We start from the raw sequence: 25,937 nt of genomic DNA, 5'->3' as shown, positions 1-25,937 counted from the left end.
CGGTGCGCGGACGTGACCGGTCCGGCAGGATCTCCGCGTTGTCCAGCCAGTCATCCGCATGCGGGAACACACGCCATGGCACGTACGCCGCTGTTCGGTCTGTTGCAACGCGCAGCACGCATCGCCCGTGTGTCGATGCGCACGGGAGAGCCGGCCGATGATTGCCATGAGCGCATCGTCGAAGCGCGCGTCGATCGCGAGCGCCGCCGCGTGCTCCAGGGCGCTGGCGCCGCGCTGCTGCTCGGCGGCTGCGCACAGATACCGCGCCCCATCGAATCCGCCGACGATGAAGTGGCCGTGGTCGGCGCCGGTATTGCCGGCCTGACCGCCGCATGGCGGCTGCGACAGGCGGGCGTGCGCGTGCGGCTGTTCGAAGCCCAGGGCCGGGTCGGCGGACGCATGCTGACCCTGCGCAATCATTTCGCCGATGCGCAGGTGATCGAACTCGGCGGCGAACTGATCGACACCGGCCACACGCGCATCCGCGCGCTGGCGGAGGAGCTGGGCCTCGTGCTCGACGATCTGCTCGAAGGCGAGCGCGCAACCGATACCTGGTACTTCGACGGCCGTGCGATCGGCGAGCGTGAGATCGTCGAAGCCTTCCTTCCCGTCGCGCACGCAATCGCGCGCGATGTCGAGTCGCTCGGCGACGGCGACCTCGACTATCGCGACGAAAACCCGGCGTTCCGGGCACTCGATGCGCTCTCTATCGCGCAATGGCTGGACCGCAACGCCGTCGGCGGCTGGCTGCGCAAGCTGATCGCTGTCGCCTACACCACCGAGATGGGCCTGGAGACCGACGAACAGTCCGCGCTGAACCTGCTCACCTTCATCGGCACCGACGACACCGATGCGTTCAAGGTGTTCGGTGAGAGCGACGAACGCTTTCACGTGCGCGGCGGCAACGATCTGATCGTGCAACGGCTTGGCGGCAGACTCGATGATGCGATCGAAAGCGGGCATGTGCTCGAAGCCGTGGCTTCGCGTGGCGACGGCTATGCGCTGTCGTTCCGCCATGGCGCGGCCTCACGCGAGGTGATGGCGAAGCAGGCGATCCTCGCGCTGCCCTTCACGCTGCTGCGCCACGTGCGCATCGATGCCGCGTTGCCGGATCGCAAGCGCCGCGCGATCGATGCACTGGCTTACGGTACCAATGCAAAGCTGATGATCGGCTTCGACCGCCGCGTCTGGCGCGAACACAACGCCAACGGCGCGTCGATGAGCGACCTGCCCTGCCAGACCACGTGGGAAACCTCGCGCAAGCAACCAGGCAACGCCGGCGTGCTGACCAACTTCACCGGCGGACACCATGGCCTCGCGCTCGGCGATGGCACGCCGAAGCAGCAGGCCGATGCCGCGGTCGCGTCGCTGGAACGCGTTTTCCCCGGCGTTGCCGCCGCGCGCCAAGGCGCGCGGGAGGCGCGCATGCACTGGCCATCGCAACCGTGGGCACGCGGCAGCTATGCGTGTCTCCGGCCGGGCGACTGGTCGTCGCTGCGCGGTGTCATGGGCGAAGCCGTGGGTGGCCTGCACTTCGCGGGCGAGCACTGCGCGCTCGACACGCAGGGCTTCATGGAGGGCGGCTGCGAATCGGGCGAGATCGCCGCGCGTGACGTGCTGGCGCAGCGCGGCATCGTGCGCTTTCCGTTCCCGCGCCTGCGGAGGGTCGCGGCGACGGCATAGCGCGGTGTGTCCATCCGCGTGGCGCAGCGGTGGGTCTCCCGGGGTGCTTCGCCCTGAATGGAATCGCGCGATCTGACGCTGAGCGCACCCGACGGTGAGCGATCGCGGGTTCCGTTTTCATTTTCCGCGCCCGTGCCGTCGCGCTCCGCGACACGCAACGGCTCTTTCTGAACTGCCAAGTATCGTTTTGCACTGCAGCGTGCAAAGGGAATAACGGTTCCTTCACGATCGGCCCGCATCCCGACGTGGGGGAGGGAGCAAAGCCCGCTACCGGTTCCGACCGCTAGCGGGCTTTTTTGTTTTCCGCGCCAGTGCCTGTCGGTCCGGTCGCCATGCCCAAATCCAGAATGCTGCAGCGCGGCGGGCGGACCCCGTGTTCCAGACCATAGACTGGGCGAAGCGTGATGGGCCTCACGCTTTCTCTCTGGGGCAAACAAGGAACCAATCCATGAGCAAGCTTTCCCGTGCCATTACGGTGGCACTCGGCGGCATCGTCTGCGCGTCTTCCGCCCACGCGGCCACCTTCATCGTCCAAGCCAAGAGCCAGGCGTTCGACGCGCAGCTGGCGCGCAAGATCGAAGCGGCTGGCGGCACCATCACCTCGCGACTGCCGCAGATCGGCGTCGTGGTCGTGGACTCGACCGATGCGAACTTCCGCACCCGTGCCGCCAAGGTGCAGGGCATCCGTTCGGTCGTGCCGGACCTGATCTTCCAGTCCGACGAACCGCCGAGTACCGAAGACATCAGCGAAGATTTCGCCAATCCGCCGGCGTCGGGCGACAACGACCGCTTCTTCGACCTGCAATGGGGCCACGCCGCCATCGACGCAGCCGGCGCCTGGAACGCGGGTTACCGCGGTGCGGGCGTGCGCGTCGCGGTGCTCGATTCGGGTGTGTTCTGCCAGCATGTCGACATCGCTCCGAACCTGATCGCCGCCGAATCGACCTCGTTCGTGCCGGGCGAAAGCTATTGCAACACCGTCAGCACCAACAGCACGCACGGCACCCATACCTCGGGCACGATCCTGGCCGCCGACAACGGCATCGGCACGATCGGTGTCGCTCCGGAAGCCAAGCTGATCGCGGTCAAGGTGCTCAGCGCGGCAACGGGCAGCGGCAGCTTCGAGGGCATCATCAGCGGCATCGTCTATGCGGCCGACCACGGCGCCGACGTGATCAACATGAGCCTGGGCGTGCGCGGTGGACTCGACGTCGGTGGCAAGGACACCGCCGAGCTCATCAACGCCACCAAGCGTGCCGTGCAGTACGCGCGTTCGCAGAACGCCATCACGGTGGTCTCGGCGGGCAACGACGGACGCGATCTCGACCACGATTCCGGCGTGACGGTCTGCGACGGCGATGACTGCTACCAGGCCAACCTGCGCGCCTTCCCGGCGCAGCTGCCTGGCGTCGTCTCGGTGTCGGCATTGGCTCCGGAAGGTTGGGCCGTCCATCCCACCACCAACCTCGATCCGCTCGCCAGCTACAGCAACTACGGCCAGTCGGCGATCAGCTTCGGTGCGCCGGGCGGCGACGCGCGCCTCCCCGGCACCGACCTGTGCCAGGTCGGTCCGGTCGTGCAGCAGTGCTGGGTGTTCGACATGGTGTTCAGCACCACGCGGGCGCCGGGCACCTACAGCTGGATGGCGGGCACCAGCATGGCCGCTCCGCACGTGTCGGGCGTAGCCGCGCTCATCATCGGCAAGCACGGCGGCGAGCTTGCGCCGAGCGAAGTGGAGCGGATCCTGCGCGCCTCCGCCGATGACCTCGGCAAGCCGGGCAAGGACGATGCGTACGGCTATGGCCGGGTGAATGCGGCGAAGGCCGTGCAGTTCTGACGCATCGCTCGTTGCCATACATGCGGCCGCCTCCGGGCGGCCGCATGCATTTTGCGCATGCCACAATCAGGCCGACGGCAGGAATGTCGAGCAAGGCGTGTGGATGGAACAGGGGTCGATGAACGACGTTCGCCCTGCGGCGATCGCCGAACGTGCGTTGCAGCGACTGCGCACTGCCTTGCCGGCGCACGCGGATGCCCTGGCGGATGACGGACACGCCATCGGGTTGCAACGCCTCGCCATCGCCAGCGATTTCGCCATCGATACGCTGGTACGCCAGCCCGCACTGCTGCCGCAGCTGCTTGCCGATGCCACCGTGCTGGCGCCGCCGGTTCTGACAGGCGAAAACCGAACCGACTGGCCTGCATTGCTGCGCCGTTATCGCGCCGCGGAGTCGACGCGCCTGATCTGGCGCGACGTGCTCGGCCTGGACGAAGTGGGCGCCACGCTGGCCGGCGCCACGGCGCTCGCCGAAACCTGCCTGCAGGTCGCGTTGCGCGCACTCGAAGACGACTTTGCCCAGCGCCACGGCGTGGTGCGTGATCGCGACGGGCACGCGCAGCGCATGGTCGTGTTCGGCCTGGGCAAGCTCGGCGGCGGCGAGCTGAATTTCAGTTCGGACGTCGACCTCGTCTACGCCTATGAGTGCGAAGGCGAATCGGATGGCCCGCGCCCGCTTGCTGCCGAAACCTACTACGCGCGCCTCGGCCAACAGCTCGCGAAGCTGCTCGACGAAGGGACGGCCGACGGCTTCTGCCATCGCGTCGACCTGCGCCTGCGGCCCTATGGCAACGTTGGCCGCGTAGCCTGGTCGTTCGGCGCGATGGAGCAGTACTTCCAGCACGAAGGTCGCGACTGGGAGCGCTACGCCTGGCAGAAGGCGCGGCCCGTGGCGGGCGACATGGCGGCCGGCGAGCGCTTCCTGGAAACATTGCGGCCGTTCGTCTACCGGCGCTACCTCGACTATGGCGCCCTCGACGGCCTGCGTTCGATGAAGGCGGCGATCAGCGCCGAAGTCGCGCGCAGGGAGCTGGCCGACGACATCAAGCGTGGTCCAGGAGGAATTCGCGAAATCGAATTCCTCGTGCAGGCGCTGCAGCTGATACGCGGCGGCCGCGAGCCGCAGCTGCGCGAACGCCGATTGCTGCCGGCGATGCAGGCGCTTGTCGAAGCCGGGCATATGGCCGCGGAAGCAGGTGCCGCGTTGACCGGGGCGTATCGCTTCCTGCGCCGCCTCGAAAATCGCCTGCAGATGCTCGCCGACGCGCAGACCCATGCGTTGCCCGAGCGCGACGGCGATCGCGAGCGCATCGCCAGCGCGCTCGACTACGCCCGCTGGGGCGCATTGCGCGAGGCGCTGGACGTGCATCGCGCGCGCGTCACGGCCGAGTTCGATGCGTTGCTCGCCCCGCGCGGAAAGACACAGGCGCCGGATGCGCTCGATGCGTACTGGCGCGCGCTGCCGGAAGCGGGCGATGCCGGCGCACTGCGCGATGCCGGTTTCATCGAAGTCGAGCAGGCCGACGGCCTGCTGCGCGATCTCGCGCGTAGCCCAGGCGTGAAAGGGCTGTCGGATTCCACGCGCGCACGACTGGATCGCGTGCTGCCGGCGCTGTTGCAGGCGGCTTCGGTTTCGCAACAGCCGATGCTGGCGTTGCGGCGACTGCTCGCGCTGCTGCAGAACATCCTGCGCCGCAGCGCCTATCTCGCATTGCTCGATGAGCAGCCCGCCGCATTGCAGCGGCTGGTCGACGTGGTATCGCGCAGCGCGCTGTTGGCCGAACGCCTGGCAGCGTATCCCTTGCTGCTGGACGAACTGCTCGATGCTCGCGTGGCTGGTTCGTTGCCGGATCGGCAGGCGCTGCTCGCCGCGTGCGAAGCGGTGTCGGGTAACGATGCCGAAACCGTCCTGCAGGACCTCAACGAGGTGCGCCAGGCTCTGAGCTTCCGCATCGCCATGGCCGTGCGCGACCGGCGGCAACCTGCGGCGGACAGCGCGCGGCAACTCGCATGGCTGGCCGATGGCGTGGTCGCGCGCGTGCTCGCCCTGGGGCAGCACGAGGTCGCGAGTGCGCACGGCGCGATCGAAGGCGCGCGCTTCGCGGTGCTCGGCTACGGCAGCCTGGGCGGTGAGGAACTCGGCTTCGGCTCTGACCTTGATCTCGTATTCCTGTACGACGCGTCGAGCCATTCCGGGGAGGGCGAGGCGCACTCGAATGGCGCACGTCCGCTCGATGCAACTCGCTGGTTCGCGCGCCTGGCGCAGAAGATCGTCGCGCTACTGGGTGCCGTCACCGCTGCCGGGCGGCTCTTCGATGTCGACGTGCGCCTGCGACCCGATGGCGCGAAGGGGCTGCTGGTGTCTTCGCTCGCAAGCTTCAGCGAATACCAGCGCGAGCGTGCCTGGACCTGGGAACACCAGGCGCTGGTGCGCGCGCGATTCATCGCGGGCGACGCGGCCTTGCACGCCGACTTCGAACGCGTGCGCGGCGATACGCTGGCACGCCCGCGCGAGCCGGCGCGTGTGCGGGAAGACGTGGTCGCAATGCGCCGGCGCATGCGCGCGGAGCTGGACCGCACCGATGCCGCGATGTTCGACCTGAAGCAGGGCGAGGGCGGCCTGGTCGACCTCGAGTTCCTGCTGCAGGCGCTGGTGCTGGCGCATGCGCAGACACAACGCGAACTGCTCGGTCCGCGCAACACGCCTGGCCTGGTGGAAGCGACGCGTGTCGCCGGGATCTTCGACGCAAATACTGAAACCGCGTTGATGGAAGCGCACGCGACGCTGCTCGCCCGCGGGCTCGACTGCACGCTGGATCGAAGGCCGCGGCGCTTGCCGCTGGATGCGCAGATCGATGCGGCGCGTGAGGCGATCCGCGTGGCTGCGCGCGCGCAAGGCCTCGACTTCGGCGCTGCGATGTAGTGCCGGCAGCTCGGCACGCTCACGCGGGAATGTCGGGATTTCGCATCGCACAGACGCGGCGCTACAGATGTCGCCGCACTTCCGGACTGACCTTGGCTACAGCATCAATCGCGCCCGCACTTCCCCCGCGACGCGCGCCGTTTCGCGCAACGGCGTGACCGCAAACGGTGCGAGCGCATCGTCGAAGGCATGCACGCGTCCCACCGCCAGCAAACTGTCGACGAAGCGGCGCGGCCGGCCGCCGAGTCCATCGATGCCGGCAACGAACATCGAAACGTTGGTCGCCGCAGCTTCCGACAGCATGTTCACCGAGTCGGCGGTGCACACGATGCGGTCGGCCCAGCCGAGCAGGCCGCCGTAAGGATTCGCACCGTCACGTTCGTCGCACCAGACCACGCCGGGCAACTTGCCCAGCGCAGCGCGCAGCAAGTCCCGCGCGGCTTCCGGCGTGCGTCGCGATGCGGTGGCGAGCACGCTGCCGCCTTCGTCCGCGATCCGCGCGGCCAACGCATCGAGCCATCGCGACATCGATTCGATATCGAACGCCGCATGCGCGCTCGCGCCCCCCACCAGCACCGCGGTGCGCGGTTGCGGCAGTTGCGCGAGGCTGACGAACTGCTGCCGCGCCGCGGCGAGCCACAGATCGTCGACGGGATGCAGGCTGCCCAGCAAGGTGATGACGTTTGGGCCGCGCAAGCCGTCATGCTCCGGCGCGACAACCACGTCCCAGTGTCTGGTCGCGATGCGCGGATCGAGGATCTGCACCGCGCGCGTGCCACGCTGCCGCAGCAGGCGCGTCGCCAGCGCCGCCTGGCGCCCGCACCCGATCGCCACGTGGGGCGGCATATCCATTGCACGCGCAAAGCCCTCGCCGAAGGCACGCCCCGCAACCGGCAGCCATCGCGGCGACAACCATCGCCACGGAGCGCGCGCATGCAGGGTCCAGTCGTGCACGTCGGGCAATGCCATCGCCTGGGCCAGCGCCTGCACCTGCCGCACGTTGCCGGCGTGGCCATCGCTGAGCGTCCAGGCATCGGGATGTGGCCGCGTGCTTTGTTGCATCAGGAAGTAGGTCCGTTCCGGCGTCGCCGCCTGTGGCTTAACGCGGCAGACTCTACACTTCCCCGCCCTGGCCGCGACGGCCACACGAAGCTGGAGATCGATTGATGCATTCCGCCCTGCCGGCCGACACGCTGGACCAGTTGTTCCGCACCGCGCGCACCCACAACGAGCTCGGTGGCGAGGTGAGCGACGAACTGCTGCACCAGCTGTACGAGCTGCTGAAGTGGGGCCCGACCACCGGCAACTCCTGCCCGGCGCGCTTCGTGTTCGTGAAGTCGGCCGAAGCCAAGGCGAAGCTCGGCGCCGCGCTCGACGAGGGCAACTTCAAGAAGACCATGGCCGCGCCGGTGACGGTGATCGTCGCCTACGACATGGCCTTCTTCGAAAAGATGCCGTACCTGTTCCCGCACACCGATGCGAAGGGCTGGTTCGATACCAAGCCCGCGGATGCGATCGAAACCATCTGCCTGCGCAACGGCAGCCTGCAGGGCGCCTACCTGCTGCTGGCCGCGCGCGCGCTGGGCCTGGATTGCGGGCCGATGTCCGGCTTCGACAACACCAAGGTCAATGCGGCGTTCTTCGCCGGCACGAGCTGGAAGTCGAACTTCCTGGTCAATCTCGGCTACGGCGATCCGGCCAAGCTGTTCCCGCGTTCGCCGCGACTGGCCTTCGACGAAGCCGCGCGCATCGTCTGACACGAATCCTTGGGCGCCCTGCGCGCCTCACTTCACCACCACCCCACACCGCATCACGGAGTTCCCCATGATCAAGCCGCTGATCCTCGCCACCGCGCTGTTCCTCGCCGGCAACGCCGTCGCCGCGCCCGTTTCGTACAAGATCGACGCCAACCACACCAACGTGGTCGCCGGATGGAACCACTTCGGCTTCTCCAATCCGACCGCCCGTTTCGGGCAGGTCGATGGCGTGATCGTCCATGACGCCGACAACGTCGGCCAGTCGTCGGTGAAGGTCACGATTCCGCTCGCGGGTATCGACTCGGGCGTACCGGATCTGGACGAACACCTGCGTAGCGCCGACTTCTTCGACGCGGAAGAGTTTCCGGTGATTACCTTCAACAGCACCAAGACCGAAGCGGCGGGCGAAAACAAGCTGCGCGTGTTCGGCGACCTCACCGTACACGGCGTGACCAAGCCCGTCGTGCTCGACGTCACCCTCAACAAGAGCGGCGTGCATCCGCTGGGCAAGCGCGCGGCGATCGGTTTCGATGCGAGCACCACGATCAAGCGCAGCGAATTCGGCATCACCAAGTACGTGCCGAACGTGAGCGACGACATCACCATCCGCATCACCACCGAAGCAATGGTGCCGAAGGACGACAACGCCGAAGCAAAGAAGAAGTAAGCGCCAGCGCATGCTGATCGAGCGTCCATCGGGTGCGCGCGGGCGGGGCGGTGCCGACTGGCTAGACAGCCGGCACACGTTCTCCTTCGCACGCTATTACGACCCCGCCTGGATGGGCTTCGGTCCGCTGCGCGTGATCAACGAAGCCCGCGTCGCTCCCGGCGCGGGCTTCGCGCCGCATCGCCACGCCAACATGGAGATCCTCAGCTACGTACTGGAAGGCGCGCTGGCGCATCGCGATGATAACGGTGGCGGCGGCGTGATCCGTGCGGGCGAACTGCAGTGGATGAGCGCCGGCCACGGTGTCGAGCACAGCGAATACAACGCGAGCGAGACCGAGCCGGTGCACTTCCTGCAGGTGTGGATCCAGCCCGATCGCCTCAACGCGACGCCGGCGTACGCGCAGCGTGCGGCGGTCGGCGACGAAGCGCGCGGGCGCTGGGCGACACTCGTGTCGCCGGACGGTGCCGATGGCGGTATCGCGATCCGGCAGGATGCGCGCCTGTTCGTGGCGCGGCTCGAGGCGGAAATGCAGCTGGAACGTCCGCTGGATCCGCAGCGTCGCTACTGGCTGCAGGTCGTGCGCGGTGCGATCACCGCCGCAGCGCGCGAGCTTGCCGCAGGCGACGCCATTGGACTGGTGGAAGAAGCCGGCAACCTGACGGTCGTTGCGAGGCAGGCGACCGAAGTGCTCCTGTTCGATCTGCCCTGACGAACGCGATCACGTAGCCGGGAAGCGCAGCGCCCCGACGTCCACGCGGCCATACCCGATACGCTGCGCTACCTGGGTGGGGCGGCTGCGTTGTAGCGCGTCGTTATCCGGGCAAGCACAGCGCACCGACGTCCCATTCACGCAATCAGCGCGCCGGCAGCCACCCGCGCGCTGCGGCGCGTTGAACACCTCCGTAGTCGAAGATCATGGCGGCGCGACGGAGCGCCGTTACAATGCGCCCCCACGCTCCACGAAGCCGCAGCCATGACCGCAGCCCCGATCCATCCCACCCAGGCCAACGCCGAAAAGCGCTACGTCGTCACCCGCGCCGACCTGCCGCTGAGCTGCCCGCTGCCGTCCATGGCGCTGTGGAATTCGCATCCGCGCGTCTACATGCCGATCGAAGCCGAGCGCGAATGCCAGTGCCCATACTGCGGCGCGCATTTCGTCCTCGCCGACGAGCCCGAGCGGTAAACCGCGACGTGCCCGCGCGACGCGTACCGGGCGTCCCTGCCCGCCGCATCGCAGACTGCTACCGCGAACCGCGGCGCCATTCCGCACGCGATCGCTCCGCATGCGCCGCCTGACCGTCGTCCAGCTGCTGCCCGCGCTCGAATCGGGCGGCGTCGAACGCTCCACGCTCGAGATCGCCGAAGCGCTGGTGCAGGCGGGCCACCGCGCGCTGGTGGTGTCCGCCGGCGGCCGACTGGTGCCGAAGCTGCAGGCGCTGGGTGCCGAGCACATCACCCTCGACATCGGCCGCAAGTCGCTATTGACCCTGCGCCATGCGCGCACGCTGCGTGCGTTGTTCGCACGCGAGCGCATCGACCTCGTGCATGCGCGCTCGCGCTTGCCGGCGTGGCTGGCGGTGTTCGCATTGCACGGCATGGCTGCGCCGGCGAAGCCGCGCTTCTTCACCACCGTGCACGGACTGAATTCGCCTTCCCGCTACAGCGCCGTCATGACCCGCGGCGAACGCGTGATCTGCGTGTCGCAGACCGTGCACGACTACGTGCTGCAGAACTACCCGGATACCGATGCCACGAAGCTGCGCGTGATTACGCGCGGCATCGATCCCTTGATGTTCCCGCGCGCCCCGCATCCCGATCGCGATGCACGCGCATGGGCGGCTTCGCAGCATCCCGCATTGGCCACGGATGGACCGCTGCTGCTGCTCCCCGGACGCGGGACGCGCCTGAAGGGCCACGCCGATGCGTTGAAGCTGCTCGCCGACCTGCACCGTGATGGCATCGCCGCGACCCTGTGGTTGCCCGGTGCACGTGAAGCGGGCCGCGAGGCCTACATCGCCGAACTCGAACGCGAGGCCGCCTCGCTCGGCATCGCCGACGCGATCGCGTTCACGCCACCCACCGATCAGATCGCGCGCGCCTACGCGGCCAGCAGCCTGGTGCTGCAGCTCTCGCGCAAACCCGAAGCGTTTGGCCGCACCGTGGTGGAAGCATTGAGTGTCGGCCGCCCGGTACTCGGCTGGGCCCACGGCGGTGTCGGCGAGCTTCTTGCACAGCTGCAGCCATCAGGCGCCGTGACGCCCTTCGATGCGGCGGCGCTGGCGCATGCCGCGCGCACGCTACTGGCGCAGCCGCCTTCGCCTCCGGCTACCATTCCGCACACGCTGCGCGCGATGCAGGAGTCCACGCTTGCCGTCTATGCCGAACTCTGTGGCTGAGCGCCACGCCCATGAGCCCGCTGGCGAGAGCGCCGGCTGGCGCTGGGCGCCCGCGTGGATCCTGACCTACGTCGCGCTGTGGCCCGCGCCCGGCTACGCCGAGGGCGTACTCGTGCTGGGCGCGCTGGTGGCGATCTTCAAGCTCATGGTGTCGCGTTTCCGTGGCGGCGCACAGTTGCTGAGCAACCATGCCTGGGCGCTGACCAGCGTGCTGTTCTGCGCGTACTGGCTGCCCGAATTCGTTTCCGCATTCGATGCGGTGAACCGGGCGCATTCCTTCGCGCAGACCGCGGAGGATCTGCGCTACCTGCCGTTCCTGTGGCTGGTGGCGTCGGCGGTGGCGAATCCGCGCGGACGTCGCACGACCTTCGTCGGCCTGGCCGTCATCGTCGGCGTGTGGACGCTCGATGCACTGCTGCAGGCGTTCACCGGAACCAGCCCGCTGTTCTTCGGTATCGATTCGATCAAGCAGGCGATCAGTGGCCATCCGATGTGCTCGGCGCAGGAAATCGCTGCCGCCGACCGCCTCAGTGGCGTACTCGGCCCGTGCAATCTCAAGCTCGGCCAAGTCCTGGCCAGCCTGTCGCCGTTCGCGCTGTACGCCGCCGGACGCCGGTTCCATTCGCTGGGCTGGATCGTTGCGGCGTCGGCGATTGGCGTGGTGATGCTGCTAGCGGGCTCGCGGGCGTCGTGGATCACCTTCGCGCTGGTGCTGGTGCTCTCGGGCTGGCGCCTGCTGGGATGGAAGCAGCTGCTGGGCGTGTTCGCCTTCGGTGCCATTGCACTCGCCGTGATGTCCTTCACCGTGCCGCAGGTACGCGAACGCATCGAACGCACGACGCAGGCACTCGCCGCGAACGAAGCGGGCGTCGACAGCGCGCTTTCGGGCCGCAGCCGCATCTGGGGCGCGGCGCTGTGCATGGCGCGCGAGCATCCGGTCAACGGCGTGGGCGCGCGCAGCTTCCGCGATGCCTTCCCGGCGTGCGATCCCGATCCGGGGCAACCGCCCGCATGGGGCGAAGGTCCGGCGCTGCACGCCCACCAGATCGTGCTGGAAGTGCTCAGCGAAACCGGCGGCTTCGGCGTGCTGTTGTGGTTGGCAGGTGTGGCGCTGGCTTGGCGCGCATGGCGCTTCGCCGATGAGCGCGCGCGGGACGATGCTCGTCCTGCGATGCTTGCTCTCGTTGCGACGGTGTTCCCGTTCAACACCCATCTCGCATTCTATTCGACGTTCTGGGGCGGCCTCATGCTGCTGCTGGCGGCGTTGTATGCGGGGAGCCTGCTGTCTCGCGACGCTCGGTAGTTTGTAGCGCCGCACTTGCGCAGTGCCGCTCTTCGCATGCATCGCATCGCGCAGGCGCGGCGCTACAAAACGGGCACCGCGAGCATCGCCGCCGAGCCGTCGCTAGGTCCGCTTGTAAGGCGACACCATGCCCGCCGGCCGGCGCTTGAAGCGACGGTGGATCCACAAATACTGGCTCGGGGCTTCGCGCACCATCGCCTCGATGCTTGCATTCACGCGCGCGCTATCGATGGTGGCGTCGCTCGAAGGAAAATCCGCGAGCGGCGACGCGACGCGCAACACGTAATCCGCGCCTTCCCGGCGGTGGAAGAAGGGCACGACCGCGCAGCCGCTCAGGCGCGCGAACTGGTGCGTCGCCGTAATCGTCGCGGCCGGCACGCCGAAGAACGGCGCGAACACCGTGTCCTTGCCGCGCATGTCCTGGTCCGGCGCGTACCACAGGAAACCGCCCTGCTTGAGGTGCCGCATCGCCGGGCGGATTTCCTCGTTGGTGTACATCGCGCACGCATAGCGCAGGCGTCCGCGCTTCACCGCCCATTCGAGCACCGGACTGCGCAGGCGCCGGTACATGCCGGCCAGTGGAATGTGGTCGCACATCAGTCGCCCACACAGTTCGAGCGTCATGAAGTGGCCCGACACGAACAGCACGCCGCGCTTCTGCTCCTGCAACGCGCGAACATGTTCGAGACCTTCGATACGCACCGTGCGCCGCATCGGCTCGACCGAGCCCCACCACGCGCGCGCGAATTCGAACAGGCCGATACCGACGTCGCGGAAGTGCTCGCGCAACAGTTTCTCACGCGCGGCTTCGTCCAGTTCCGGGAAGCACAGCGCGATGTTGATGCGGGCTGCGCGGCGCCGCTCGGCGATCAGCATCCGCGCGAGCCAACCGGCAAGGCGACCGAGCATGCGCTGCAGACCCCAGGGCAGGCGCGCGGCGGCGCACATCGCGAAGTAGCCCAGCCACATCGGCCAGTGCTCCGGGCTGCGCGGGGGCGTGCCGGGGTCGGTGGGGCTGGCGGTGCGTGTGGGCGATTGGGGTTCGGACATGGCGGAATTCTAGCGGTCGGCATGGGTGCGGCTGCATGAGGCGGTTTGAACCGCATAGAGGAAACACTGAGGCCACGCTTTTTGCTGTCATCCCGAGCGGAGCGAGGGACCGGCCAGCGATGCCCTGTCTAACGCGTCATAGCCAAGCCGCGCCTGCGGCGTACATAAGCAAACCACGAGCTTTTATCGAATCGCCGCAAACTGCCGGAGTTCACGCGGTGCCGGAACAAGAGCCAACTTCGCTATCCTTCCCCGATGCCGCCAGTGACGAAGCCTGACCTCATCGAGCGCCTGCTGCGCGTGCTGTATTCGGCGGTCCTGTACCTGCTTGCGCCCATCACGGTGTACCACCTGATCTGGCGCGGTTTCCGCCAGCCCGCCTACCTGCAGCGCTGGGCCGAGCGCTACGCGATCTACAGCGACAGCGCGCGCAAACCGCCGCCGCACACGCTGTGGGTGCATGCGGTGTCGGTGGGCGAAGTCAACGCCGCCATTCCACTGGTGCAGGCGCTGCGCCGCGGCCGTCCCGACCTGCGCCTGCTGGTCACCACCATCACGCCGACCGGTTCCGAACGCGTGCGCGCGTTGTGGAAGGACGAAGTCGAGCACGTCTACCTTCCGTACGACCTGCCCGGTGCCGTTGGCCGTTTCCTCGCGCATTACCGCCCGGTGGCCGCGCTGATCATGGAGACCGAACTGTGGCCGAACCTGCTGTTCGGCTGCCGCGATCGCGGCATTCCCGCCTACATCCTCAACGCGCGGCTGTCGGCGCGCTCGCTGCGCGGCTACCAGGTGCTCGCGCCGCTGGTGGGTCGTGCATTGCGCACCGTGCGCTGTGTCGCCGCGCAGTCGCACGCGGACGCGCGCCGCTTCGTTCGCCTCGGCGCGCGCGAAGAGCAGACGCTGGAAACCGGCAACCTCAAATACGATGTGAGCATTCCCGAATCCGTCGCCGCCTTCGCGCAGGAATGCCGCGGGTATATGGCCGGGCGCAAGGTGTGGATCGCCGCGAGCACGCACGAAGGCGAGGAAGCTGACGTGGTCGCGATGCATCGCCGCCTGCGCGGACAGTTTCCCGATCTGTTGCTGCTGTGGGCGCCGCGCCATCCGGAGCGGTTCCGCTCCGTCGCCGAACTCGCGCGCACCGCGGGCTGGCAGGTGGCGACGCGCTCGCGCGCGCACTGGCCGCAGCGCGAGGAAGCCGTGTTCGTGATCGACACGCTCGGCGAACTGGTGAACTTCTACGCGTGCGCCGAAGTCGCCTTTGTCGGCGGCAGCCTGCAGGCGATCGGCGGCCACAACCTGCTCGAACCCGCGGCGACCGGCACCGCGATCGTTACCGGCCCGCACCTGCACAACTTCGCCGAGATCGCGCACAAGCTCGAAAACGCCGGCGCATTGCGGATCGGCGCAAACGCCGAGGCGGTCGAACGCGACCTCGCCGACCTGCTGCGCGACGACGAAGCGCGCAAACGCATGGTCGAAGCGGGGCGTGCACTGGTCGAAACCGGACGCGGTGCTCTCGGCCATACGATGGCGCTGCTGCAACCGGTGCTCGACGCCGCGCGGTGATACGCATGCAACGGGTATTGGTGATCGGGGCGGGTGGCGCGGGCAAGTCGACGTTTGCGGCGCGACTCGGACAGCGCACGGGATTGCCGGTCATCCATCTCGATCGCGAATACTGGCAGCCAGGCTGGGTCGAACCGCCACCGGAAGCATGGAAAGCGACAGTCGCGCGTCTCGTCGCCGGCGAGCGCTGGATCCTCGACGGCAACTTCGGCGGCAGCCTGGAGCAGCGCCTCATGGCCTGCGACACCGTCGTTTTCATGGACATGCCACGCCTGCAGTGCGTGTGGCGCGTGCTGAAGCGGCGCCTGCGCCATCGTGGCAGCGCGCGACCGGACATGAAGCCCGGTTGCAACGAAAAACTCTCGCTGGATTTCCTGCGGTGGATCTGGACCTATCCGGTGCGGCGCCGCCCCGCGGTTCTCGGACGCCTGCAAGCGTTGCGTGTCGATCAGACGGCTGTGGTGTTGCGTTCGGATGCCGAGGTCGAAGGCTTCCTCGCTGCGCAGCGCGATTGAAGCGCTGCGTAGCCTCTGAGGTGCGGGTTCTCTCGGTAGCGACGCGTTGCGCGATGCCAGCGGTGAAGTGCAAGACCGCACCGCGCAGACGCGGCGTAGCACCGTGCAACGAAGCCCGCGCGCGGAATTCCGGTTGAGCGATCGCCCGAAACAACAAAGGCGGCCGAGGCCGCCTTTGCACTTCAAACGAGTGCTACGTCCGGTTTACTGCAGTGGCGTCTGCAGCTTCCCTTCGGTATCGACCGTCAGCAGGCGGTTGATCTCCTGCACGTCGTCGATGTCGAGCGTGCCGGCGGCCTGTTCCAGCAACAGGCGGTTCTGCAGGAAGTTGTACTTGGCCTGTGCGTAGGCCTGCTGCGCGGTGAACAGGTTGCGCTGGTTGGTCAGCACGTCGAGCACGGTGCGCGTGCCGACTTCCAGGCCGACCTGCGAGGCGTCATACGCGGCGCGCGCGGAAACAAGTGCGAGGCGGCGTGCTTCGACTTCGCTGATCCCGGCGACGACGGTCTGGTACGCGTTGCGGGTGTTGCGGTCGAGCGCGCGCTTGGTCTGTTCCAGTTCGTCGTTGGTGATGTCGCGGCGTGCCAGTGCCTGGCGCACGCCCGACTGCGTCGCGCCGCCGGAGAAGATCGGCACCGACAAGGTCAGGCCGATCTGGCCGCTGCCGTCGCTGCCGCGGAAGCTGCTGCCCGCGGCATCACGGCCCCATGCGGTCGTGTCGCCGTAAGTGCCGCTGAGATACAGGCTCGGGTAATGGCCCGCGCGCGCGGTGCCGACATCGGCTTCGGCTGACTTGAGTTCGAATTCCTTCGCCTTCAGCGCCGGATTGTTTTCAACCGCGGCCGCGACCCATTCGTCCACGCCGCCGGTCTCCGGCAATGCCGGCTTGAAGTCGTCGGGCAGGCCCTTGAGGTTGCTCACTGGCTGGCCGGTCAGTTCGCGCAGGGCCTGGTAGGCGTCTTCGACGGCGTTGCGCGCGAGGATCGTGCTCGCACGCGCACTGTCGTACTGGGCGCGGGCTTCGTGCACGTCGGTGATCGGGGCCAGGCCGACATCGAGGCGCTTGGAAGCGAAGTCGAACTGCTTCTTCAGCGCGGTCTCCGCGGCTTCGGCGGCGGCGAGCGTTTCCAGCTGCACCAGCACGTTGAAGTACGCAGCGGAACTACGCGTGATCAGGTTGTCGCTGGCCGAATCGAGCTGGAAGTCGGCGGCCTGGCTCAGCGCATTGGCGCTGCGCAGGCGGGTGAAGTTGCTGTGGTCGTAGACCATCTGGCGTGCATTGACGCCGACACTGCGCGAGGTGGTCTCCTCTTCGCCATCGGCGATCGGCCGGTCGATCGAAGCGTCCCCGGTGATCTGCGGCAGCAGTGCTGCGCGCGCCTGCACCGAGCCTTCGCGGGTGACGAGACGGCCGGATTCCGCGGCGGAGAACTGCGGGTCGCCTGAGCGCGCCAGTTCGTAGGTCTGCAACAGGTCTTCGGCGTGGGCTGCGCCTGGCAGCAGGGCCGAGGCGCCGATGACGGCAGCTAATGCGAGAACAAGCGGATGACGGCTCATGCAAGGTCCTTTTTTTAAAGCTCGTTTTGAAGCGGCGCGTTTGAAATGGCTCTGTGAAAGGGCTCGTTTGAAACGGCTCGTTACAACTCGAACGTGGGAACCGGCGCGGCGCCGGCGAGATAGGGTAGGTCGGTTTCGAACAGGGATTCGATGCGCGGCGAGCCTGATTGGTTGCGCAACAGCACCGCTTCCATCGCCGGCGAACTGCCGCGCACGACAAACATGCGGCCATTGGGCTGCAGCCATTCGACAAAGCGCGACGGGATCGACGACACCGCGCCGGTCACGCAGATCGCGGCGAAGCGGCGGCCGCTACCCAGCGAAGACGCATCCCACGAGAACGCATCGGTGGCGATCACGTTGACATTGCCGGCGCCATGCGCGGCCAGGCGGGCGCGGGCGGCATCGGCCAGGTCGGCGTGGCGCTCGAGGCTGACGACTTCGCGCGCGAGACGCCCCAGGCAAGCGGACAGGAAGCCGCTACCGGTGCCGATTTCGAGCACATCGTCGCCGGGCGAGAGTTCCAGTGCCTGCAGGGCGCGACCCTCGACGACCGGTTTCATCATCGATTCGCCATGGCCCAGGGGCAGGGCGATGTCGGTGTAGGCCAAGGGCCGGTGCGCGGCAGCCACGAAGTCTTCGCGCGGCACTTCGGCCAGCACGGCGAGCACGCGCGGGTCGAACACGTCCCAGGGCCGAATCTGCTGTTCGACCATCAGTTCGCGGGCTTTGGCGTAATCGATCGTGCTCATCGGAAGGCTGTACTGGTTGCGCGGGGCGCCAATTCTAACGACTGGGCCCGGCAACCGCCGGGACAATCTCGGGAGAAACGGTGGCGGAAAGGATCGCCGCGCCCCTGTTTATCGCCTTAGTGCCAGAAGTAACCAAGACTTGTAGGAGCACCCTCGGGTGCGAACCGCGAGTTCCAGCGATCGCGCCCACGGGCGCTGCAGGAGCGGCATGCATGGCCCCTGTTTCAGCGCTTGCGCGCCGGCGCGGCCTGATAGGCGCGCAGGAAGGTATCTACCGTGGCCTGCACATGCGCTTCCGCCTCGGCGTCGTCGATCGCATCGCGGCAACCACACAGCAGGAGCATGTGCATTTCGCCCTTGAGCAGGCAGAAGAACTGCGAGGCGGCGCGATGCACGTCCGGAATGTCGAGCGCGCCGGCTTCCATTTCCGCGCGCAGGAAGGCTTCGAAGACTCCCTGCACGCGGCGCGGGCCGGCGTCCCAGAACAGCTGGCCGAGCTTGGCCGGTGGCGGCTGGGTGGTCACGACGCGATGGATCGCCAGGGCTTCCTCGCTATTGATCAGCGAGAGGAAGGCGCGGCCGATACCGAGCAACTGGTCGCGCAACGACGAGGAAGCATCGACCTGGAACAGCCCGCCGGCCAGTTGCTCCTCGCACTTCGCGCTGATCGCGGCGGAGAACAACGACTCCTTGTCGCCGAAGTGGCTGTAGACGGTGAGCTTGGACACGCCGGCTTCGGCGGCGATCTGGTCCATCGAAACGCGCTCGAAACCGTGCGCCGTGAACATGCGCTTGGCTGCTTCGAGAATCGCGGCGCGCTTGCCCAGATCCTTGGGCCGGCCCGGGCTGGCGGGCTTGGACTGGGAGGGCTTGGCGGGTACGGAAGTCATGCGGACAGATACTAGACTACGCGGTTCTATAAATATACAGTACCGGCCAGTTCATTAATTTGCTGGTTGAGGCCTCCCATGGCACGTGCTTCGTTCCGCCCCGCTCCGAGCCCGGCTCGCAAGTCCTTCATGGCGCCATTCCTGGTGGCGCTTGCCCTGGTCGCCCTGCTTCCGCTTTCGGGTTGCAACAGCGATGCGAAACCCGCGCCGGCAGCGCGCCCGGTGCTGGTGATCCATCCCGGCGGCGGTGCCGAAGCCGCGCTGACGGCCTATGCCGGCGAGATCCGCGCCCGTGAAGAGAGCCCGCTGTCGTTCCGCGTCGGCGGCAAGCTGGTGCGCCGCGAGGTCGACGTCGGCGCCCATGTGAAGAAGGGCGACCTGCTCGCGGTGCTCGATGCCGGCGACCTCGCCGCGCAGGCCCGGGCCGCGCAGGCCCAGCTCACCGCTGCCGAGGCCGAACTCGCCCGCGCCCGCGCCGACCAGTCCCGCTTCGCCAAGCTCGCCAGCGACCAGTTGGTGAGCCGTTCCACGCTCGACGCGCAAAACGCTGCCGCGACCGCTGCCCAAGGGCAGGCCAACGCCGCGCGCGCCAATCTCGATGTCGCGCGCAACCAGACCGCCTACACGCAACTGCGGGCGCCCCACGATGGCGTGATCGCCAGCCGTGCGGCGGAAGCCGGTCAGGTGGTCGCGGCCGGGCAGACCGTCTTCACCCTCTCGGCCGACGGCGGCCGCGAAGTCGCCATCGCCCTGCCGGAAAGCCGCATCCGCGATTTCAGCGTTGGCCAGCAGGTCGCGGTCGAACTGTGGAGCGCGCCGGGCCAGCAACTGACCGGCACGATCCGCGAAATCGCTCCCGCCGCGGACCCGCAGGCGCGCACATATGCGACACGCGTGAGCTTGTCCGGCGATGCAGCCAAGGCCGTCGACCTCGGGCAGAGCGCGCGTGTGTACGTTCAGGACGGCGGCACCCGAGCCGCGCTGACCGTGCCGCTGTCGGCGATCCAGCGCGCGAACGGCAACGGCGCCGCGGTGTGGGTGGTCGATCCGGCGACGCACAAGTTGCGGCTCACGCCGGTGAAGCTGGGCGCATTCGGCGAATCCGTAGCGCCGGTGCTGTCCGGTGTGCGCGGGAATGCCTGGATCGTCGCCGCTGGCGGCCATCTGCTGCGCGAAGGACAGCTGGTCGCGCCTGTCGATCGCGAAAACCGCCCCATAGCACTCAACGCAACGAAGCCCGCTGCACTGACGGCTCGTTGATTCCTTCGAAATGACTCCTGCACGACACCTACTCCCCTTCTCCCCGCGTGCGGGGAGAAGGCTGGATGAGGGGAACGTTGCAGGGTGCTGGCATAAGCAAAAGCAGCCCCTCATCTGCCCGTCCCTCAGCGGCCTAATCGGCCGCTTCGACCTTCTCCCCGCGCGCGGGGAGAAGGAACTTCTGAATCCGGAGCGCTGATCCATGCGTCGTTTCAACCTGTCCGAGTGGGCGCTGAACAATCGCACCCTTGTTGTCTACGCGATGCTCCTGCTGGCCCTGATTGGTGCGTGGTCGTATCGCCACCTCGGACAGTCGGAAGACCCGCCCTTCACCTTCAAGGCGATGGTGGTGCGCACCCTCTGGCCGGGCGCGACCGCCGATGAGGTCTCGCGCCAGGTCACCGAGCGCATCGAGAAGGAGCTGATGGAAACCGGCAAGTACGAGTTCATCCGCTCGTACTCGCGTCCGGGCGAATCGCAGGTGATCTTCATCGCGCGCGACTCGCTCACGTCAAAGGAAGTCCCCGACGTCTGGTACCAGGTGCGCAAGAAGGTCGGCGACATCCGCCCGACCTTGCCCGAAGGCGTGATCGGCCCGTTCTTCAACGACGAGTTCGGCGACACCTTCGGCAACATCTACGCGCTGACCGGCAAGGGCTTCGACTATGCGGTGCTCAAGGACTACGCGGAACGCGTCGAACTCGAACTGCAGCGCGCGCCCGACGTCGGCAAGGTCGAACTGGTTGGTTTGCAGGACGAGAAGATCTGGATCGAAGTCAGCAACACCAAGCTGGCGACGCTCGGCATCCCGCTCAGCGCGGTGAAGGATGCGCTCGAGCAGCAGAACGCGATCGTGCCGGCCGGCTTCTTCGAAACGCCCACCGATCGCGTGCAGCTGCGCATCACCGGCGGCTTCAAGTCGGTCGAGGAAATCCGGGATTTTCCGATCCGCGCCGGTGGCCGGACCATCCGGCTCGCCGACGTGGCCACGATCACGCGCGGCTTCAGTGATCCGGCTGCGCCGCGCATGCGCTTCATGGGCGAGAACGCGATCGGCATTGCCGTCGCGATGAAACAGGGCGGCGACATCCTCAAGCTTGGACAGACGCTGGAAACCGAGTTCAAGCGCCTGCAGCAATCGCTGCCGGCCGGCATGGAACTGCGCAAGGTCTCCGACCAGCCCGCCGCGGTGCATGAATCCGTCGGTGAATTCGTGCGCGTGCTCGCCGAAGCCGTGGCGATCGTGCTGCTGGTGAGCTTCTTCTCGCTCGGCTTCCGCACCGGCATGGTGGTCGCGGTCAGCATTCCGCTGGTGCTCGCGATGACCTTCGCGGTGATGCACTACTTCGGCATCGGCCTGCACAAGATCTCGCTGGGCGCATTGGTGCTCGCGCTCGGCCTGCTCGTCGACGACGCGATCATTGCGGTCGAGATGATGGCGATCAAGATGGAGCAGGGCTTCTCGCGCCTGAAGGCCGCGAGCTTCGCCTACGAAAACACCGCGTTCCCGATGCTTACCGGCACGCTGGTCACCGCGGCCGGCTTCCTGCCGATCGCGACGGCCGCGTCGAGCACCGGCGAATACACGCGATCACTCTTCCAGGTGGTGACGATCGCATTGATCGTGTCGTGGATCGCCGCGGTGCTCTTCATTCCGTATCTCGGCGATCGGATGCTGCCGGACCTGCACAAGCCGCAGGCGCCGAAGCCGGGTTCGCTGGGCGCGCGCTGGAATGCCCTTCGCACGCGCGCAGCCGATCGTTGGCCGGCGCTGGCGAGCGTGCTCGCGCCCCCGGCGCCGCACGCCCATGCGCACGATCCGTATGCGACGCGCTTTTATGTCGGCTTCCGCAATCTGCTAGATGCCTCCTTGCGCCACCGCTGGCTGGTGATCGGTTTGACGATAGCCGCGTTCGTGCTGTCCGTGCTGATGTTCCGCTTCGTGCCGCAGCAGTTCTTCCCCGATTCGACGCGCGTCGAACTGATGGTCGACGTCGAACTGGCCGAAGGCGTATCGCTGCGTCAGACCGAGGCCCAGGCGAAGAAGCTGGAAGCGCTGCTGGCCAAGCGCAAGGACATCGACAACTACGTCGCCTATGTCGGCACCGGATCGCCGCGCTTCTATCTGCCGCTCGACCAGCAACTGCCGCAGGCCAATTTCACCCAGTTCGTCGTACGTGCGAAGGACATCGAAGCGCGCGAGGAACTGCGCGACTGGTTCACCAACGAAGTCGCGCCGCAGTTCCCCGAACTGCAGTTGCGCGTGACGCGTCTGGAGAATGGACCGCCGGTGGGCTATCCGGTGCAGTTCCGCGTCTCAGGCGAGCACATCGATCGCGTTCGCGCGCTGGCCAAGCAGGTCGAGGCCAAGGTCCGCGAGAACCCGAACGTCGCCAACGTCAATCTCGACTGGGATGAGCCCAGCAAGGTGGTGAAGCTGGTGATCGACCAGGATCGCGCCCGCGCGCTGGGGGTGAGTTCGGCCGAAGTCGCTCGCTTCCTCTCCGGTTCGCTGTCCGGCTTGCGCGTCAGCACGTACCGGGAGGGCAACGAGCTCGTCGAGATGCTGATGCGGGGTCCGGACGACGAGCGCGCGCGCCTGGACCTGCTCGGCAGTCTCGCCGTGCCGACGGCGAACGGGCCGGTGCCGTTGTCGCAGATCGCCAAGCTCGAGTACGTGTTCGAGGACGGCGTGATCTGGCATCGTGACCGCCTGCCGACCGTGACCGTGCGCGCCGATATCCGCAACAAGCTCACCGCACCTACCGTCGTCGCGCAGATACTGCCGACGCTTGAAGGCGTTCGCGCGAAACTGCCGGAAGGCTACCTGCTGGAAACCGGCGGGGCCGTGGAGGACTCGGCGCGCGGACAGAACTCGATCAACGCCGGCATGCCGCTGTTCCTGCTGGCGGTGATCACGCTGCTGATGCTGCAGCTGCGCAGCTTCTCGCGCACGATGCTGGTGCTGCTCACCGCGCCGCTGGGGCTGATCGGCGTGACGTTGTTCCTGCTGGTATTCCGCGTGCCGTTCGGCTTCGTCGCCATGCTCGGCACGATCGCGCTCGCAGGCATGATCATGCGCAACTCGGTGATCCTGGTCGACCAGATCGAGCACGACATCAAGGCGGGCAACGACCGCTGGCATTCGATCATCGAAGCCACGGTGCGCCGCTTCCGTCCGATCGTGCTGACCGCGCTCGCCGCCGTGCTGGCAATGATCCCGCTCACCCGCAGCGCGTTTTTCGGACCGATGGCGGTGGCGATCATGGGCGGCCTGATCGTCGCGACCGTGCTGACGCTGCTGTTCCTGCCGGCGTTGTATGCGGCGTGGTTCAGGGTGCGCCGCGAAGAACCTGCGGCTGCAGGGGAATACAGCGCGCCGCAGCACGCCATGGAGCACGGCAACCCCTGACTCTGCTTCGCGGCGGGCCATCCGCAGGCTCTCTCCCCCTCCCGGACTCTCGGGTGGCCCGCCGCACCTTCGTAGCCCTTGCGGCCGGCGTATTCGTGCGCGCCGACGCAATGGCCGTGTCATGCAACGTGCGCGAAACGCACGCTACGAAGCGAGCATGGCGCGCAGCGCGTCGTAGCTCGCGTCGAGCGGTTCGGCATGTGCTGGCCGGGCCAGCCATGCGGCAAGCGCCGGTGGCGGTTCCACCGCACGCCCGACCAGCGGCTCGACGATGCTGTCGAACTTCGCCGGATGCGCCGTGGCAACGACGGCCCACGGCTTCGGATCGCCTGCATCCCGCAACTGCTCCAGCACGCGCAGGCCCACCGCCGTATGCGGGCAGGGGATGACACCATGGCGCTGCGGCGCCTGCCGGATCGTCTCGCGGATCATCGCGTCATCCACGCGGAAGGCGCGCATTGCGGCGCGCAGTTCGGCATCGTCGCGATGCCACCAGCGCAGGCGCTCGAAGTTGCTCGGTGCGCCGACGTCCATCGCGTTGGCCAGCGTGGCCACGCTGGGCCGTGGTACGTACTCATCGCCGGCGAAGTAGCGCGGCAGCACGTCGTTGGCATTACTGCCGAGCACGATGTCGCCGATCGGCAGCCCCATTCGTCGCGCCAGCCAGCACGCCAGCGCATTACCGAGGTTGCCCGTGGGCACGATGAAGTTGAGCTTCTCGCCGCGATCCGCATGGAATGCCAGTGCGTTGTGCGCGTAGTACGCCATCTGCGGCAGCAACCGGCCCAGGCTGATGCTGTTGGCCGAGCTCAACGGCACGCGTGCCCGCAGCGACTCGTCGCCGAGCGCCTGCTTCACCATGCGCTGGCAGTCGTCGAAGCTGCCGTCGACACGGAACGCACGCACGTTGTCGCCGAAGCATTCCAGTCCGTGCGCCTGTCGCGGCGAAACGCGTCCGTGCGGATACAGGATCACCACGTTGAAGCCGGGGCGGCGATGGAAGGCGGCGCCCACGGCGGCGCCGGTGTCGCCCGACGTCGCCACGAGAATCGTCGTCGGTGCGGCAGCGGGATCGCGCAGGCGTGCCAGCGATCCGGCGAGGAAGCGCGCGGCGTAATCCTTGAACGCAGCGGTGGGCCCATGGAACAACTCGAGCAGCCACGCATTGTCCGAGGCGAGTGGCCGCAGCGGGGCCTGAAAATCGAAGGCATCTTCGCAAATCGCAGGCAATGCCTCGCGCAATCGCGATTCCACGAAATACGGCTCCAGCAGCGCTGTCGCCGTCTGCGCCAGCGTCGCTTCGGCCTGCTTCGTTTCGCTCACCGGCACCGATTCGGGCACATACAGACCGCCATCGCGCGCGAGTCCCGCTGCCAGCGCGAGATCGAGCGATGTCGGTTCGATGCCGCCTCGCGTGCTGGTGAACTTCACGCCACGACCTCTGCGCGCGGGCCGTTGACCGGCGACACATAGACGTCGCTTTCGAGCCCCGCGCCGGCGAACCCGACCTGCATCGCATGCGCGGCCCACGAAGCTTCGTCAGCGGTGTTGAACCAGCCGAATACCGTCGGCCCCGCCCCGGAGATGCTTGCACCGAGTGCGCCGTGCGCGAGCGCGGCGGCCTTCACCTCCGCGAACCCTGGAATCAGCGCCGCGCGCCGCGGTTCGACTAGGCCATCACGGAGGCCTGCGGCTATCAGTTCGCGATCGCCGCGTGCCAGGCCGGTGAGGAACAGCGCGAGGTACTCGCTCTGCTGCACGAATTCGCCGATCGCATACGACGCGGCCAGCGCTGCGCGCGCCTTGCGCGTCTCCAGCACGAAATGAGGATGCACCGCGGCGCAATACAGTTCTGGCGCGGACAGCGGAATCGCGCGCGTCGGCGTGGCCAGCACCACGCCTCCGAACAGCATCGGTGCGACGTTGTCGCCGTGCACGCTGCCGCTGGCGACGGCTTCGCCGATCAGCGCGAGCGGATACAGCTCGTCGCGCGTCAGTGGCGCGTCCAGGACGGCATTCGCGGCGACCAGCGCCGCCACGCACGATGCCGCCGAGCCGCCCAGGCCCGAGCCGAGCGGAATGCCCTTGTGCAGGCGCAGTTCGAATCCGTGCGCTATGCCGTGTCGCTCGCGCAGTTCCATCAGTGCGCGTCCGGCGGTGTTGAGCGCGGCTTCCAGTGGAAGCTGCGAGGCGCCTTCCACATCGCCTTCGATCAGGGTGATGCGTACCACCGGCTCGTTGATGCGCATTACCTGCGCACGATCGCCCGGCCCGGTAATGGTGTGCCCGAGCAGGTCGAAGCCGACTCCGATATTGCCCACGCTGGCGGGCGCGAAGGCGGTGGCTTTTCCTGCGGTCAT

Annotated in this window: 20 protein-coding genes; 13 read left to right on the top strand and 7 right to left on the bottom strand. The window is 67.5% G+C overall.

Annotated features, from left to right (window positions below; genetic code table 11):
* Positions 1 to 75 precede the first annotated feature (75 nt).
* The 3 genes from ASD14_RS11515 (at position 76) to glnE (ending at position 6,443) form a co-directional block, all read left to right on the top strand.
* On the top strand, positions 76 to 1,683 hold the full coding sequence (locus tag ASD14_RS11515; protein WP_056133707.1) for an NAD(P)/FAD-dependent oxidoreductase: 1,608 nt from the start codon (positions 76 to 78) through the stop codon (positions 1,681 to 1,683).
* Positions 1,684 to 2,131: 448 nt separating this feature from the next.
* Positions 2,132 to 3,520, top strand: a complete 1,389-nt coding sequence (locus ASD14_RS11510; protein ID WP_056133704.1) for a S8 family serine peptidase — start codon at positions 2,132 to 2,134, stop codon at positions 3,518 to 3,520.
* Positions 3,521 to 3,638: 118 nt separating this feature from the next.
* Positions 3,639 to 6,443: a bifunctional [glutamate--ammonia ligase]-adenylyl-L-tyrosine phosphorylase/[glutamate--ammonia-ligase] adenylyltransferase gene (glnE, locus tag ASD14_RS11505; protein ID WP_056134425.1), complete on the top strand. Its 2,805-nt coding sequence runs from the start codon at positions 3,639 to 3,641 to the stop codon at positions 6,441 to 6,443.
* A gap of 96 nt (positions 6,444 to 6,539) precedes the next feature.
* Here the strand turns inward: glnE and ASD14_RS11500 are convergent, their stop codons facing one another.
* Complete coding sequence (locus tag ASD14_RS11500) at positions 6,540 to 7,505, bottom strand: mitochondrial fission ELM1 family protein (protein ID WP_056133701.1); 966 nt, start codon at positions 7,503 to 7,505, stop codon at positions 6,540 to 6,542.
* A 104-nt stretch (positions 7,506 to 7,609) separates the two neighbouring features.
* Here ASD14_RS11500 and ASD14_RS11495 point away from each other — a divergent pair, with 104 nt between their 5' ends.
* The 6 genes from ASD14_RS11495 to ASD14_RS11470 all read left to right on the top strand — a co-directional run bounded on the left by ASD14_RS11495 (position 7,610) and on the right by ASD14_RS11470 (position 12,569).
* Positions 7,610 to 8,200, top strand: a complete 591-nt coding sequence (locus ASD14_RS11495) for a malonic semialdehyde reductase (RefSeq protein ID WP_056133698.1) — start codon at positions 7,610 to 7,612, stop codon at positions 8,198 to 8,200.
* A 67-nt stretch (positions 8,201 to 8,267) separates the two neighbouring features.
* Positions 8,268 to 8,867 carry a YceI family protein gene (locus ASD14_RS11490; protein WP_056133695.1) on the top strand — a complete coding sequence of 200 codons (600 nt, stop codon included), beginning with the start codon at positions 8,268 to 8,270 and terminating at the stop codon, positions 8,865 to 8,867.
* 10 nt (positions 8,868 to 8,877) lie between these two features.
* Positions 8,878 to 9,579: a pirin family protein gene (locus ASD14_RS11485; RefSeq protein ID WP_056133692.1), complete on the top strand. Its 702-nt coding sequence runs from the start codon at positions 8,878 to 8,880 to the stop codon at positions 9,577 to 9,579.
* A 264-nt stretch (positions 9,580 to 9,843) separates the two neighbouring features.
* Positions 9,844 to 10,053, top strand: coding sequence for a zinc-finger domain-containing protein (locus ASD14_RS11480; RefSeq protein ID WP_056133689.1), 210 nt, complete (start codon positions 9,844 to 9,846; stop codon positions 10,051 to 10,053).
* A gap of 100 nt (positions 10,054 to 10,153) precedes the next feature.
* A complete protein-coding gene (locus ASD14_RS11475; protein ID WP_056133687.1) occupies positions 10,154 to 11,266 on the top strand; it encodes a glycosyltransferase in 1,113 nt (370 codons plus the stop codon).
* A complete protein-coding gene (locus tag ASD14_RS11470) occupies positions 11,247 to 12,569 on the top strand; it encodes an O-antigen ligase (protein WP_056133684.1) in 1,323 nt (440 codons plus the stop codon). The genes ASD14_RS11475 and ASD14_RS11470 overlap by 20 nt, the downstream gene beginning before the upstream one ends.
* Positions 12,570 to 12,671: 102 nt before the next feature.
* On the opposite strand, the gene lpxL is transcribed toward ASD14_RS11470, so the two are convergent.
* Positions 12,672 to 13,619, bottom strand: a complete 948-nt coding sequence (gene lpxL, locus ASD14_RS11465; protein WP_056133681.1) for an LpxL/LpxP family Kdo(2)-lipid IV(A) lauroyl/palmitoleoyl acyltransferase — start codon at positions 13,617 to 13,619, stop codon at positions 12,672 to 12,674.
* A 255-nt stretch (positions 13,620 to 13,874) separates the two neighbouring features.
* Here lpxL and waaA point away from each other — a divergent pair, with 255 nt between their 5' ends.
* A complete protein-coding gene (waaA, locus tag ASD14_RS11460) occupies positions 13,875 to 15,191 on the top strand; it encodes a lipid IV(A) 3-deoxy-D-manno-octulosonic acid transferase (protein ID WP_056133679.1) in 1,317 nt (438 codons plus the stop codon).
* Positions 15,192 to 15,196: 5 nt separating this feature from the next.
* Entirely contained in the window at positions 15,197 to 15,706 is a 510-nt protein-coding gene (locus tag ASD14_RS11455) for an isopentenyl transferase family protein (RefSeq protein WP_056133676.1), read from the top strand.
* Between the two features lie 204 nt (positions 15,707 to 15,910).
* Here ASD14_RS11455 and ASD14_RS11450 read toward each other — a convergent pair whose 3' ends face one another.
* From ASD14_RS11450 to ASD14_RS11440, 3 genes are all read right to left on the bottom strand, one after another.
* Entirely contained in the window at positions 15,911 to 17,263 is a 1,353-nt protein-coding gene (locus tag ASD14_RS11450) for a TolC family outer membrane protein (RefSeq protein WP_056133673.1), read from the bottom strand.
* A gap of 80 nt (positions 17,264 to 17,343) precedes the next feature.
* Positions 17,344 to 18,015, bottom strand: coding sequence for a protein-L-isoaspartate O-methyltransferase (locus ASD14_RS11445; RefSeq protein WP_056133669.1), 672 nt, complete (start codon positions 18,013 to 18,015; stop codon positions 17,344 to 17,346).
* Between the two features lie 224 nt (positions 18,016 to 18,239).
* Positions 18,240 to 18,905, bottom strand: a complete 666-nt coding sequence (locus tag ASD14_RS11440) for a TetR/AcrR family transcriptional regulator (protein ID WP_056133666.1) — start codon at positions 18,903 to 18,905, stop codon at positions 18,240 to 18,242.
* Between the two features lie 129 nt (positions 18,906 to 19,034).
* Between ASD14_RS11440 and ASD14_RS11435 the strand changes: the two genes are divergently transcribed.
* Both ASD14_RS11435 and ASD14_RS11430 read left to right on the top strand, forming a co-directional pair.
* The gene (locus ASD14_RS11435; protein ID WP_056133663.1) at positions 19,035 to 20,165 is read left to right on the top strand and encodes an efflux RND transporter periplasmic adaptor subunit; all 1,131 of its coding nucleotides are present in this window, start codon (positions 19,035 to 19,037) and stop codon (positions 20,163 to 20,165) included.
* Positions 20,166 to 20,367: 202 nt separating this feature from the next.
* Positions 20,368 to 23,577, top strand: a complete 3,210-nt coding sequence (locus tag ASD14_RS11430) for an efflux RND transporter permease subunit (protein ID WP_056133660.1) — start codon at positions 20,368 to 20,370, stop codon at positions 23,575 to 23,577.
* Between the two features lie 144 nt (positions 23,578 to 23,721).
* Here the strand turns inward: ASD14_RS11430 and thrC are convergent, their stop codons facing one another.
* Together thrC and ASD14_RS11420 are read right to left on the bottom strand one after the other, a co-directional pair.
* The gene (gene thrC, locus ASD14_RS11425; protein ID WP_056133657.1) at positions 23,722 to 25,008 is read right to left on the bottom strand and encodes a threonine synthase; all 1,287 of its coding nucleotides are present in this window, start codon (positions 25,006 to 25,008) and stop codon (positions 23,722 to 23,724) included.
* Complete coding sequence (locus tag ASD14_RS11420) at positions 25,005 to 25,937, bottom strand: homoserine kinase (RefSeq protein WP_056133654.1); 933 nt, start codon at positions 25,935 to 25,937, stop codon at positions 25,005 to 25,007. The genes thrC and ASD14_RS11420 overlap by 4 nt, the downstream gene beginning before the upstream one ends.

The sequence above is a fragment of the Lysobacter sp. Root494 genome, assembly GCF_001427225.1.
In the GTDB taxonomy this organism is placed as follows: Bacteria; Pseudomonadota; Gammaproteobacteria; order Xanthomonadales; family Xanthomonadaceae; genus Agrilutibacter.
The sequence above is the reverse complement of the archived record's forward strand: the minus strand, read 5'-3'. Positions and strand labels throughout refer to the sequence as shown.

What these genes read in the sequence shown, in the direction of transcription:
- ASD14_RS11515 (WP_056133707.1), top strand. Translation starts at nt 76, where the DNA reads ATGGCACGTACGCCGCTGTTCGGTCTGTTGCAACGCGCAGCACGCATC.
- ASD14_RS11510 (WP_056133704.1), top strand. Translation starts at nt 2,132, where the DNA reads ATGAGCAAGCTTTCCCGTGCCATTACGGTGGCACTCGGCGGCATCGTC.
- glnE (WP_056134425.1), top strand. Translation starts at nt 3,639, where the DNA reads ATGAACGACGTTCGCCCTGCGGCGATCGCCGAACGTGCGTTGCAGCGA.
- ASD14_RS11500 (WP_056133701.1), bottom strand. Translation starts at nt 7,505, where the DNA reads ATGCAACAAAGCACGCGGCCACATCCCGATGCCTGGACGCTCAGCGAT.
- ASD14_RS11495 (WP_056133698.1), top strand. Translation starts at nt 7,610, where the DNA reads ATGCATTCCGCCCTGCCGGCCGACACGCTGGACCAGTTGTTCCGCACC.
- ASD14_RS11490 (WP_056133695.1), top strand. Translation starts at nt 8,268, where the DNA reads ATGATCAAGCCGCTGATCCTCGCCACCGCGCTGTTCCTCGCCGGCAAC.
- ASD14_RS11485 (WP_056133692.1), top strand. Translation starts at nt 8,878, where the DNA reads ATGCTGATCGAGCGTCCATCGGGTGCGCGCGGGCGGGGCGGTGCCGAC.
- ASD14_RS11480 (WP_056133689.1), top strand. Translation starts at nt 9,844, where the DNA reads ATGACCGCAGCCCCGATCCATCCCACCCAGGCCAACGCCGAAAAGCGC.
- ASD14_RS11475 (WP_056133687.1), top strand. Translation starts at nt 10,154, where the DNA reads ATGCGCCGCCTGACCGTCGTCCAGCTGCTGCCCGCGCTCGAATCGGGC.
- ASD14_RS11470 (WP_056133684.1), top strand. Translation starts at nt 11,247, where the DNA reads ATGCCGAACTCTGTGGCTGAGCGCCACGCCCATGAGCCCGCTGGCGAG.
- lpxL (WP_056133681.1), bottom strand. Translation starts at nt 13,619, where the DNA reads ATGTCCGAACCCCAATCGCCCACACGCACCGCCAGCCCCACCGACCCC.
- waaA (WP_056133679.1), top strand. Translation starts at nt 13,875, where the DNA reads ATGCCGCCAGTGACGAAGCCTGACCTCATCGAGCGCCTGCTGCGCGTG.
- ASD14_RS11455 (WP_056133676.1), top strand. Translation starts at nt 15,197, where the DNA reads ATGCAACGGGTATTGGTGATCGGGGCGGGTGGCGCGGGCAAGTCGACG.
- ASD14_RS11450 (WP_056133673.1), bottom strand. Translation starts at nt 17,263, where the DNA reads ATGAGCCGTCATCCGCTTGTTCTCGCATTAGCTGCCGTCATCGGCGCC.
- ASD14_RS11445 (WP_056133669.1), bottom strand. Translation starts at nt 18,015, where the DNA reads ATGAGCACGATCGATTACGCCAAAGCCCGCGAACTGATGGTCGAACAG.
- ASD14_RS11440 (WP_056133666.1), bottom strand. Translation starts at nt 18,905, where the DNA reads ATGACTTCCGTACCCGCCAAGCCCTCCCAGTCCAAGCCCGCCAGCCCG.
- ASD14_RS11435 (WP_056133663.1), top strand. Translation starts at nt 19,035, where the DNA reads ATGGCGCCATTCCTGGTGGCGCTTGCCCTGGTCGCCCTGCTTCCGCTT.
- ASD14_RS11430 (WP_056133660.1), top strand. Translation starts at nt 20,368, where the DNA reads ATGCGTCGTTTCAACCTGTCCGAGTGGGCGCTGAACAATCGCACCCTT.
- ASD14_RS11420 (WP_056133654.1), bottom strand. Translation starts at nt 25,937, where the DNA reads ATGACCGCAGGAAAAGCCACCGCCTTCGCGCCCGCCAGCGTGGGCAAT.